Origin of the sequence: Streptomyces sp. M-16, from assembly GCF_052114405.1 — a bacterium.
Taxonomy (GTDB): domain Bacteria; phylum Actinomycetota; class Actinomycetes; order Streptomycetales; family Streptomycetaceae; genus Streptomyces.
On the sequence record NZ_JBFRER010000215.1, the window covers coordinates 1 to 10,195 of the forward strand.

Here is a 10,195-nt window from a genome sequence, read left to right on the forward strand (position 1 = left end):
GGTCCGCCCCGTCCGGCCCGTCCCCCCGGTCCGGCCCGTACGGCCCCTCGGGCCGCAGCCGTCGCCACACCGCCGGGACCGCGCTGATCAGCAGCGTCAGGCCCACCGCCAGGACCACGCCCTTCCACGGTTCGGAGAACAGCGAGCCGCCCAGGATCCCGATCAGCGCGTACGTCGCCGCCCAGGCCAGACACGCCGGCGCGTCCCCCCGCACGAACCGCCGCATCGGCACGCCGCCCAGCAGACAGGCCAGCATCACCGGGATCCGCCCCGCCGGGACCAGCCGCGACAGCACCAGCACCAGCACCCCGTGCTCGTCCAGCTTCGCCTGCGCGCGCTCCAGCCGCTCCGGCGTGGCCCGCCCCCGCAGGGATTCGAGCCGGCGCGAGCCGCCCCGCGAACGTACCCCCCGCTGCCCGAGCCAGTACAGGGCGACGTCACCGCAGAAGGCCGCGACCGCCGCCACCCCGAACACCCCCATCACCCCGAACGGCAATGCCTGCTGATGGAAGGCCACCACGGCCGCCGAACTCACCAGGGCCCCTGTGGGGATCACCGGTACCAGCGCCCCCAGGGCCACCAGCACGAACAGCGCCGGGTACCCCACCGCCCGCTGCGTGGTCTCCGGCGGCACCCGGCCGACGACCTCCGCCGCCTCCCACCACGGCGTCACGGCAGCCGCACCCGCTCCCCGTGCCCGGGGACCCGTACGGTCACCTTCGGCGCGAGCCGCAGCGCCCACCGGGCGAACTCCTCGCCCGGCGAGTGGAACTCGTGCGGCCGCACCGCGTCCATGCCGATCGGCCAGTACGTCCCGTAGTGGACCGGCACCGCCGCCGTCGGCCCCAGCAGCGCCGCCGCCCGCGCCGCCCGCTCCGGATCCAGGTGCCCCGGCCCCAGGCAGGGGCCCCAGCCGCCGACCGGCAGCAGGGCCACGTCCACCGGCCCGACCTCCTCGGCCATGGCCTCGAACAGCCCGGTGTCCCCGGCGAAGTACGTGCGGGCCGCGCCCTGGACCACGTACCCCAGGGCCGGTGCCCGCTGCGGCCCGAACGGCAGCCGCCGCCCGTCGTGCCGGGCGCTCACCGCCCGTACCCGTACGCCCTCGCGCACCGCGACCTCGTCCCCCGGGGCCACCTCCGTCACCGCCAGCCGACGGACCCGCGCCAGCCGGGCCAGCCCCGGCACCGCCCGGCACGCCCCGCGCGGCACCACCAGCCGGCTGCCCACCGGCAGCCGGGCCAGCGACGGCAGGTGCAGGTGGTCGGCGTGCAGGTGCGACACCAGCACCACGTCCGCCTCCGCCGTCTCCGGCGGGGGCACCGCACCGCGGCGCCGCCGCAGGTGCGCGAACCGCCGGGCGAACAACGGGTCCGTCAGCACCCGTACCCCCGAATCCCGCACCGTGCACGTGGCATGACCCCACCAGGTGATCTCCACCGGCACCCCGGCACTCCCTCCCTCGGCCCCCACGGTCCACCGAGCGTAGGTCTTCCCCCGCCGATCCGCGCGCACGGCGGTCGCGGACCACCGGAACCCGACGGCCCCCTCCTCCCGGAGCCCGCAACGGAGTAGGGTCGGGCGCCATGGAAGAGCTGCGCGTGGCCGCGATCGCCAGCCTGGCCCCGCTTGAGGAACTCGACGCCGACCCCTTCGCCGTGGACACCCGCAGCCAGCACGCCATGTGCGCGCGCTGGGCCGCCGAGCAGGGCTACGTGGTCACCCGCCACCTGCTCTTCTACGGGCTGCGGGCCGACCACTGCGGGCTCTGGTGCGACGTGGACGCCGGGCAGGTCGACCTGTTCGTCGCCCCCAACCGGCGCGTCCTCGCCCGCGCGCTGCGCTCCGTCGAGGAGTTCACCGCCGAGTGCGCGCGCCGTGGGGTCCGCCTGGAGACCGCCGGACTCGACGAACCGCACTACACCCCCGCCATGAAGGCCGAGGTGCACCGCCGCCTGTCCATGCCCACCGCCGGATACGACGGCACGTAGGCCGCCCCTTCCGCACGCCCCTTCCGCACGCCCGTGGCCCGCGTCCGTGCGCCACCCGTGTCGACCGGCCGGGTCCACCGGCCTGTGCGACGCTGGCGAGGGGATCGCGGGCGGGGCGCGGACCGTGGAGCGAGGCGGGTGCGGCGTGAGGCGAGGGCGGTTGCGGTGGCGGGCCGCGGGCGGCGCGCTGGTACGGATACTCGTCGTGTGGGCGGTGTCCACCCTCACCATGCTCGCGCTCGCCGCCCTCCTGCCCGACTTCCGCCTCCAGTCGGCCGACGGCGACAGCGTCACCCGGGTCGGGCTGACCGCCGCCTGGGCCGCCGGGGCCTTCGGCCTGCTGAGCGCCCTGGTCTGGCCCGCCCTCGTACGCGCCCTGCTGCTCGTGCCCGCCCTGGTGCTCGGGCTGCTGGTGTTCTTCCTCAACGGCTCGCTGCTGCTGATGGCGTTGAACCTGATCCCCGGGGAGCGGGGCGCCGAGGTCGCCCCCGACACCGCGGTGGTCGTCGCGGCGGTGATGTCCGCCGTGGCCTCGGCCACCTCCACCGCCCTCGCGGTACACGACGACGAGGCCTACCGGCGCCGCCTGTACCGGCTCGCCGACCGCCGCCGGCGCCGCTACGGGACGCCCCCGGGAGGCAGCCCCGGACTGGTGTGCGTCCAGCTCGACGGGGTCGGCTTCGAGGTGCTGCGCCGCGCCGCGGCCGAGGGACTCATGCCGACGGTGGCGGACTGGCTGGAGCGCAGCCACCGCGTGACGTCCTGGCGCACCGACTGGTCCAGCCAGACCGGCGCGAGCCAGCTCGGCATCCTGCACGGCTCCAACTTCGACGTCCCGGCCTTCCGCTGGTACGAGAAGGACTCCCGCGAGGTGATGGTCTGCAACCGGCCCACCAGCGCGGCCGAACTCCAGCGCCGCGCCGTCGAACGCACCGCCGACGGCGGCCTGCTCACCCTCGACGGCGCCAGCCGCGGCAACCTCTTCGGCGGGGGCGCCGACCAGCTGGCGCTGGTGCTGTCGGTCGCGGCCCGCCGGGGCCCCGCCAACCGTTCCCGCTCCGGGTACTTCGCCTACTTCTCCGACCCGGCCAACGCGGTGCGCACCACCCTGTCCCTGGCCGCCGAGGTGGTCCGGGAGATCGGCCAGTCGCTGCGCGCCCGCGCCCGGAAGGTGACGCCCCGGGTCTCCCGCGCCGGCCTGTACCCGCTGATCAGGGCCTTCGCGACGGTCATCGAACGCGACGTGGTCGTCTACGCGGTGATCGGGGACATGCTCGCGGGCCGCGCCTGCGTCTACGCCGACCTGGTCGCCTACGACGAGGTCGCGCACCACTCGGGACCGCACGGCCGCGACACCGACCAGGTGCTGGCCCGCCTCGACCGGAGCCTGGCACTGATCGCCCGGGTCGCCGAGCACGCGCCGCGGGAGTACCGGTTCGTCCTGCTGTCGGACCACGGACAGAGCCCCGGGGAGACCTTCCTCGGCCGTTACGGCCTGACCCTGAAGGATCTGGTCCGGGCAGGCTGCGGGCTGCCCGTCCCGCGCCGGGCCGGCCGGACCCGCAGCGGCGCCGAGGCGCGCGCGGCCGTACGGGCCGCGCTGCACCGGCCGGAGGAGGAGGCGGGCGAGGAGGCCCGCCCGGAGCCCGGACCGGATCCGGTGGTGCTGGCCTCGGGCAACCTCGGGCTGATCTCCTTCCCCGACGTGCCGGGGCGGGCCTCACGGCAGTGGATCGAACGTGCGCACCCCGCCCTGCTGCCCACCCTGGCGAACCATCCCGGCGTGGGCTTCCTCCTGGTGGACGGGGAGGTGCTCGGGCCGGCCGGTGCGGCGGCCCGGCTGGACGTTCCCGGCGCGGCGGAGGAACTGCTGGCGGCCTTCGGCCCGGGCGCGGCCGACGCGGTCCGCCGGACGGACTCGTTCCCGCACGTGGCGGACATCATGGTCAACTCCGCGTACGACCCGGAGACCGGGGCGGTGCACGCCTTCGAGGAGCAGATCGGCTCGCACGGGGGCCTCGGCGGGGAGCAGGGCCATCCCTTCCTGATGTGGCCGACGGAGCTGTCGGAGCCCGGCCGGGAGCTGGTCGGCGCCGAGGCCGTGCACCACGTACTGCGCCGCTGGCTGCGGGAGGCGGACGGGCCGCAGGTCCCGCTGACCGGCACCGGCCGGCGTCCGGAGGATCACCGGCCGGACGGCCCGCCGGACGGAACCCTTCCTTCCGCAGGGGTGTCCGCACCGGACGAAAACCGGTGATTTGGTGCCGTCTCCGGCGTGGTCAACCATGTGCTGACCTGCCCACCATGTGAGACATTCCGAGGCGCACCACCGATGACCAGCACCGCAGCCCCGCCGACCGAGGTCGACCGGGCCCCCGAAGCCCCCGCGGCCCCCGGGCCCGCCGCCGTCCCGCCGGGCGACCGCCCCGGAGACCGGCACGCCCGCCGCTTCGGCCTCCCGATCGCCATCTGCCTGGTCATGGGCAACATCATCGGCGGCGGGATCTTCCTGCTCCCCGCCTCGGTGGCACCCTTCGGCACCATCAGCCTCGTGGCCTTCGCCGTCCTCACCGCCGGCGCGATCGCCCTCGCCCTGGTCTTCGGCCGCCTCGCCGAGCGCCACCCGCAGACCGGCGGCCCGTACGTGTACGTCCGCGCCGCGTTCGGGGACTTCGCGGGATTCCTCGCCGCCTACAGCTACTGGATCACCACCTGGGTCTCCAACGCTGCCCTCGCGGTCGCGGCCGTCGGCTACCTCGGGGTGCTCTTCCCCGCGGTCGGCGCCCACCGGTGGTCCATGTGCCTGGCCGCCCTGGCCGTCCAGTGGCTGCCCGCCCTCGCCAACCTCGCCGGCACCCGGTACGTGGGCGCCGTCCAGCTCGTCGCGACCGTCCTGAAGCTGGCCCCGCTGCTGCTGGTGGCCGTCGGCGGACTGTTCTTCTTCGACCCGGCGAACCTCGGCCCCTTCCGGACCACCGACCAGAGCCCCGTCGGGGCCGTCTCGGCCTCCGCCGCGATCCTGCTCTTCAGCTACCTCGGCGTGGAATCCGCCGCGGTGAGCGCGGGCGAGGTCCGCGACCCCGCCCGCAACGTCGGCCGGGCCACCATCCTCGGCACGGCGGGCGCCGCGGTCGTCTACCTCCTCGGCACCCTCTCCGTCTTCGGGCTGGTCGCCCACGAGAAGCTGGTCTCCTCACAGGCCCCCTTCTCGGACGCCGTCAACGCGGTGTTCGGCGGCACCTGGGGCGGTACGGCCGTCGCCGGCGCCGCGGTGATCTCGATGGTCGGCGCGCTCAACGGCTGGACCCTGCTCAGCGCGCAGACCCCGTACGCCGCCGCCCGGGACGGGCTCTTCCCGAAGGTCTTCGAGACGAAGAAGCGCGGGGTCCCGGTGGTCGGCGTCCTGGTCACGGCCGTGCTGGCCTCCGCCCTGACCGTCTACAACTACACGGCCGGCTCCGCGGGCGTCTTCGAGATGCTGGTGCTGGTCACCACCTTCACGGCCACCGTCCCCTACCTGCTGTCCACCGCCGCGCAGCTCTACTTCCTGGCCTCCGGCCGGAGCGAGCGGGTCCGGCGCGGGCAGCTGGTGCGCGACGCCGTCCTCGCCGGTCTGGCCTTCGCCTTCTCCATGTGGCTGGTCGCCGGATCCGGCTACGCGGCCGTCTACCAGGGCGTGCTCTTCCTCTTCGCGGGCGTCCTGTTCTACGCGCTGATGGCCGCCCGCAAACACCGGGTCCGTGCCTGACCTGCGGAGTAGCGTGGTCAAAGGGGACCGCCCAGGGGGTCGAAAGGGGCTCGCCATGTCGGCGATCAGGGAAACCATCGACATCTCCCGCAGCCCGGCCGAGGTCTACTCCTACGTGACGGACCCGACGCACCTGCCGGAATGGCAGGACAGCGCGGTGTCGGTCCACCCGCTGGGCGACATGCCGGTCCACGTCGGCTCCCGGGCCGAGATCACCCGACGGATCGGCAAGCGGGAGTTCCCCACGACCATCGAGTTCCTGGAGCTGGACCCGCCCAGGAGCTGGCACCTGCGCGGGATCGACGGCCCCGTGCGGCCCGACGTGCGGGGCACCATCGAACCCCTCGGCGACGGCCGGCGCTCCCGGCTGACCCTCGCCATGGACTTCGAGGGCCACGGCGTCGGCAGGGCCCTCGTCCCGCTCCTGGTGCGGCCCTTCGCCCGCAAGGAGATGCCCCGGGGCGAGGAGAAGCTGAAGCACATGCTCGAACACCCGGCCGCCTGAGGACCGCGGATCCCGGACGGGGAGCCCGCACGCGCGGGCCCGAGGAACGCGGAAGCCCGCGCCGTACGAACGGCTGGCGGATCCGCTCACGGGTGACCCCGTAGACGCGGCCGATCTCGTCCAGGGTCTTCGGCTGGCCGTCGTTCAGGCCGTAACGCATCGAGACGACGCCCGCCTCACGCTCCGAGAGCGTGCCCAGGATCGACTGCAGCTGCTCCTGGAGGAACGTGAACGACACGGCGTCGGCCGGCACGACCGCCTCGGAGTCCTCGATGAGGTCACCGAACTCGCTGTCGCCCTCCTCACCCAGCGGGGTGTGCAGGGAGATCGGCTCGCGGCCGTACTTCTGGACCTCGATGACCTTCTCGGGGGTCATGTCGAGTTCCTTGCCCAGCTCCTCCGGAGTGGGCTCCCGGCCGAGGTCCTGGAGCATCTGGCGCTGGACGCGCGCCAGCTTGTTGATGATCTCGACCATGTGGACGGGGATGCGGATCGTGCGCGACTGGTCGGCCATGGCACGCGTGATCGCCTGCCGGATCCACCAGGTCGCGTACGTGGAGAACTTGAAGCCCTTGGTGTAGTCGAACTTCTCCACGGCGCGGATCAGACCGACGTTGCCCTCCTGGATCAGGTCCAGGAAGAGCATGCCGCGGCCCGTGTAGCGCTTGGCCAGCGAGACCACGAGGCGGAGGTTGGCCTCCAGCAGGTGGTTCTTGGCCCGGCGGCCGTCCTCGACGAGGATCTCCAGCTCGCGCTTGAACGCGGGCTTGTGGTCCTCCTCCTCTTCGAGCTTGTACTCGGAGAAGAGACCCGCCTCGATGCGCTTGGCGAGCTCGACCTCCTGCTCGGCGTTGAGCAGCGGCACCTTGCCGATCAGCTTCAGGTAGTCCTTGACGGGGTCGGCGGTGGCGCCGGCGACCATGACGGTCTGCGCCGGGGCGTCGTCCTCGTCGTCGTCGGACAGCACGAAGCCCTGGGTTCCGGCCGCCTTGGGCGTCTCCTCCTCGGCCTCGTCGGCGAGGTCCTCGACGGCCCAGTCCTCGCCCTCGGCGCCCGGGTTCTCGGCGTCGTCCGCGTCCTTGGCGCCGGCCTTCTTGGTGGCGGCGGTCTTCTTGGTGGCCGTGGCCTTCTTGGCGGCGGTCTTCTTGACCGTGCGCTTCTTCGGCTCGGCGGCGGCCTCGGCCGTCGCCTCGTCCCCGGTGGCGGCGGCCGACGGAGCGGATATCGCCGCCGCGGTGGCGGGGGCCGTGGCCGAGGTCTTGCGCGCGCCGATGGGGCGCGGCGGAGCGGCCTTCTTGGTCACGGTGCGGGCGGGGGCGGCGGCCGCCTTGCGGGGCTTCTTGGCGGCGGCCTTGGTGGCGGGGGCGGCGCTGACGTGGAGGGCGACACCCTCCTCGTCCAGGACCTGGTTCAGGCTGCGCAGGACCCGCTTCCACTGGTCCACCGGGATGCGGCCGGCCTCGAAGGCCTGGCGCACATCGTCACCGTTGATGTGACCCTGCTCGCGGCCGCGCTCGACGAGCGCGACGAGGGCCTCCGATTCGGCGATCTCCGGAGGGAACGTACGGGACGGGCTGAGCGACACAAGGAGCCTCTCGTTGCGAACAGATAAGGGGTGGGCGGGACATCATCGCGCGAACTCGGGAAACAGACCCGAGGGGGGTCTGTATTCCGGGCCGCGCGAGGACACCTGTCGGTTCATCGCATGCCCGAGTCGATTCGTTACGCGCTGAATTGAGTGACCTGCGCCACGCTGTGGCCGCGCAACCGATTCCGCGTGGATCCGTCCGCGCCGGATCGACGCCTTCCACCGGTCCGATCTCAGTCCGTTTTGCGAGCTTCGATCAGGAAACGGGCGGTGTGCGCGACGAACGGGCCCTCGCGCTCGATCCGTTCGTGGAGCTCGCGCAGCCGGTCCCGGTACTGCCCGACCGTGAAGCCGGGCACCATCCAGATCACCTTCCGTAGAAAGTAGATCACGGCTCCGATGTCGTGGAACTCCGTCCGCAGCCGCTCGGAGCGCAGATCGACGACTTCCAGGCCGGCCTTCGTGGCGTCGGCGACCGCGTCGTCGGGGTGGCGGGCGCGGCGCACCTCCTCCGGCTGCGGGCCCAGGAAGTACTCGACGAGCTCGAACACGCTGGCCGGTCCGACCTGCTGCGAGAGGTAGGTCCCGCCCGGTGTCAGCACCCGGGCGATCTCCTCCCACCAGATGGTCACCGGGTGGCGGCTGGCGACCAGCTCGAAGGCCTCGTCGCCGAAGGGCAGCGGCGGCTCGTCGGTGTCGGCCACCACCACCGCGCCGAGCGGGTGCAGCAGCCGGGTCGCCCTGTCGATGTTCGGCGGCCAGGACTCCGTGGCCGCCGTCAGCGGGGGGAGGGGGCCCGCGCCCGCCAGCACCTCGCCCCCGCCGGTCTGGACGTCCAGGACGGACCGGACCCGTGCCAGCCGCTCGGCCAGCAGCCGCTGGTACCCCCAGGAGGGGCGCTGCTCGGTGGCCCGGCCGTCCAGCCAGGAGAAGTCCCAGCCGTCCACGGAGACGGTCTCGGCTTCGGCGACGAGATGGTCGAAAGTGCGCGTCATGCCCCGATCGTCCCAGGTCGGGCCCAGGCCGACCACCGGATATGTCGACTAGACTGTGCGGCGGGCCGTGACTGGCGTTCGGGTGGATCACCACCGGGGAGCGGCCCGGCGTACCCACCCTCCGTACGTCCGCTGCCGCGCGCCTGGGCGATCCGCGATCCGCGATCCGCAGCGACGTTCAGGAGACCCCATGACGACCGCCACCGCCCAGCTGATGGACGGCACCGCCCTCGCCCGCCGCATCTCCGAGCAGACCGCGGCCTTCGCGGCGAAGATCACCGAGCGCACCGGCACCGCGCCCTGCCTCGCCACCGTCCTCGTCGGCGAGGACCCCGCGTCCGTCACCTACGTACGCATGAAGCAGAACCGTTGCGCCAAGGCCGGGATCACCTCCCGCCACGTGGAGCTGCCCGCCTCGACCACCACGCAGGAGCTGGTGGCGGCCCTCACCGAGCTCTCCGAGGACCCGGAGATCAGCGGCATCCTGCTCCAGCACCCCGTGCCGCACCACATCGACGAGCGCGCCGCCTTCGAGGCCATCGCCCCGGGCAAGGACGTCGACGGGGTCACCATGCACTCCTTCGCCGCCATGGGCTTCGGGCTGCCGGGCTTCGTCTCCTGCACCCCCGGCGGCATCATGCGCCTCCTGGAGGCCTACGACGTCGACCTCACCGGCAAGCACGCCGTCGTCGTCGGCCGCAGCGCCATCCTGGGCAAGCCGGCCGGCATGCTGCTGCTGGAGCGCAACGCCACGGTCACCTACTGTCACTCCCGGACCGTGGACCTGCCCTCGATCGTGCGCCAGGCGGACGTGCTGGTCGCCGCCGTGGGCAAGGCCGAGTTCATCCGCGGCGAGGACATCAAGCCGGGCGCGGTCGTGCTCGACGCCGGCTACAACGAGGGCAACGTCGGCGACGTCCACTTCGAGTCGGCCGCCGCCCGCGCCTCCCTGATCACCCCGGTGCCCGGCGGCGTCGGCCCGATGACCATCGCCGTCCTGCTGGAGCAGACGGTGCGGGCCGCGGCGGCGCAGGCCGGCCTGGACCTCGCGGCCCTCTGACCCCCACCGCCCGCGACGGCGTACGGAACACGGACGCCCCGGACCCTTCGGTCCGGGGCGTCCGCCGTACTCCGCACGGGCCTGCCGAGGGGGTGACCGCGGCCGGCGGGTCCCGCCGGGCCGGCCCGGCGCCGCCGGACGGCTCAGCCCGTCGCCGGCGCTCCCCGGCGGGCCGCCGCGACGATCGGGGACGCGCGGAACTCCCGGGCGAGCGCCGTCAGGGGCTGGGAGCCCAGCCGGTGCGGGACGGCGTCCTTGCGCCCCGTCCCGGCCGCCGGGCCGCCCGGRCCGCCGGGGCCGTCCCGGTC

General features: G+C 73.8%; 8 protein-coding genes, 1 pseudogene and 1 riboswitch. Of the genes and pseudogenes, 5 read left to right on the forward strand and 4 right to left on the reverse strand.

Annotation, left to right across the window (positions count from 1 at the left end; translation table 11 throughout):
• Window positions 1-607 (reverse strand): DedA family protein (locus tag AB4039_RS40925; protein WP_442273182.1); only part of this gene is annotated, 607 nt, incomplete at its 3' end.
• Between the two features lie 62 nt (window positions 608-669).
• Window positions 670-1,446, reverse strand: coding sequence for an MBL fold metallo-hydrolase (locus AB4039_RS40930; protein WP_266843729.1), 777 nt, complete (start codon window positions 1,444-1,446; stop codon window positions 670-672).
• A gap of 140 nt (window positions 1,447-1,586) precedes the next feature.
• On the opposite strand from AB4039_RS40930, the gene AB4039_RS40935 reads away from it, so the two are divergent.
• From AB4039_RS40935 to AB4039_RS40950, 4 genes are all read left to right on the forward strand, one after another.
• Window positions 1,587-1,991, forward strand: coding sequence for a hypothetical protein (locus AB4039_RS40935; protein ID WP_266843730.1), 405 nt, complete (start codon window positions 1,587-1,589; stop codon window positions 1,989-1,991).
• A gap of 229 nt (window positions 1,992-2,220) precedes the next feature.
• Window positions 2,221-4,248 (forward strand): alkaline phosphatase family protein, encoded by a 2,028-nt coding sequence (locus tag AB4039_RS40940; RefSeq protein WP_442273183.1) that lies wholly within the window; start codon window positions 2,221-2,223, stop codon window positions 4,246-4,248.
• 75 nt (window positions 4,249-4,323) lie between these two features.
• Window positions 4,324-5,739, forward strand: a complete 1,416-nt coding sequence (locus tag AB4039_RS40945) for an amino acid permease (protein WP_266843732.1) — start codon at window positions 4,324-4,326, stop codon at window positions 5,737-5,739.
• Window positions 5,740-5,794: 55 nt separating this feature from the next.
• On the forward strand, window positions 5,795-6,244 hold the full coding sequence (locus tag AB4039_RS40950; RefSeq protein WP_266843734.1) for an SRPBCC family protein: 450 nt from the start codon (window positions 5,795-5,797) through the stop codon (window positions 6,242-6,244).
• Window positions 6,245-6,317: 73 nt separating this feature from the next.
• Here AB4039_RS40950 and AB4039_RS40955 read toward each other — a convergent pair.
• Both AB4039_RS40955 and AB4039_RS40960 read right to left on the reverse strand, forming a co-directional pair.
• A pseudogene (locus AB4039_RS40955) lies at window positions 6,318-7,829 on the reverse strand (RNA polymerase sigma factor); the annotation flags it as partial.
• A gap of 236 nt (window positions 7,830-8,065) precedes the next feature.
• Complete coding sequence (locus tag AB4039_RS40960) at window positions 8,066-8,827, reverse strand: methyltransferase domain-containing protein (protein WP_266843737.1); 762 nt, start codon at window positions 8,825-8,827, stop codon at window positions 8,066-8,068.
• Between the two features lie 57 nt (window positions 8,828-8,884).
• Window positions 8,885-8,983: riboswitch (ZMP/ZTP riboswitch) on the forward strand.
• Between the two features lie 34 nt (window positions 8,984-9,017).
• Between AB4039_RS40960 and AB4039_RS40965 the strand changes: the two genes are divergently transcribed.
• The gene (locus tag AB4039_RS40965; protein WP_266843739.1) at window positions 9,018-9,887 is read left to right on the forward strand and encodes a bifunctional 5,10-methylenetetrahydrofolate dehydrogenase/5,10-methenyltetrahydrofolate cyclohydrolase; all 870 of its coding nucleotides are present in this window, start codon (window positions 9,018-9,020) and stop codon (window positions 9,885-9,887) included.
• Window positions 9,888-10,195: the final 308 nt, after the last annotated feature.

What these genes read in the sequence shown, in the direction of transcription:
- AB4039_RS40935 (WP_266843730.1), top strand. Translation starts at nt 1,587, where the DNA reads ATGGAAGAGCTGCGCGTGGCCGCGATCGCCAGCCTGGCCCCGCTTGAG.
- AB4039_RS40940 (WP_442273183.1), top strand. Translation starts at nt 2,221, where the DNA reads ATGCTCGCGCTCGCCGCCCTCCTGCCCGACTTCCGCCTCCAGTCGGCC.
- AB4039_RS40945 (WP_266843732.1), top strand. Translation starts at nt 4,324, where the DNA reads ATGACCAGCACCGCAGCCCCGCCGACCGAGGTCGACCGGGCCCCCGAA.
- AB4039_RS40950 (WP_266843734.1), top strand. Translation starts at nt 5,795, where the DNA reads ATGTCGGCGATCAGGGAAACCATCGACATCTCCCGCAGCCCGGCCGAG.
- AB4039_RS40960 (WP_266843737.1), bottom strand. Translation starts at nt 8,827, where the DNA reads ATGACGCGCACTTTCGACCATCTCGTCGCCGAAGCCGAGACCGTCTCC.
- AB4039_RS40965 (WP_266843739.1), top strand. Translation starts at nt 9,018, where the DNA reads ATGACGACCGCCACCGCCCAGCTGATGGACGGCACCGCCCTCGCCCGC.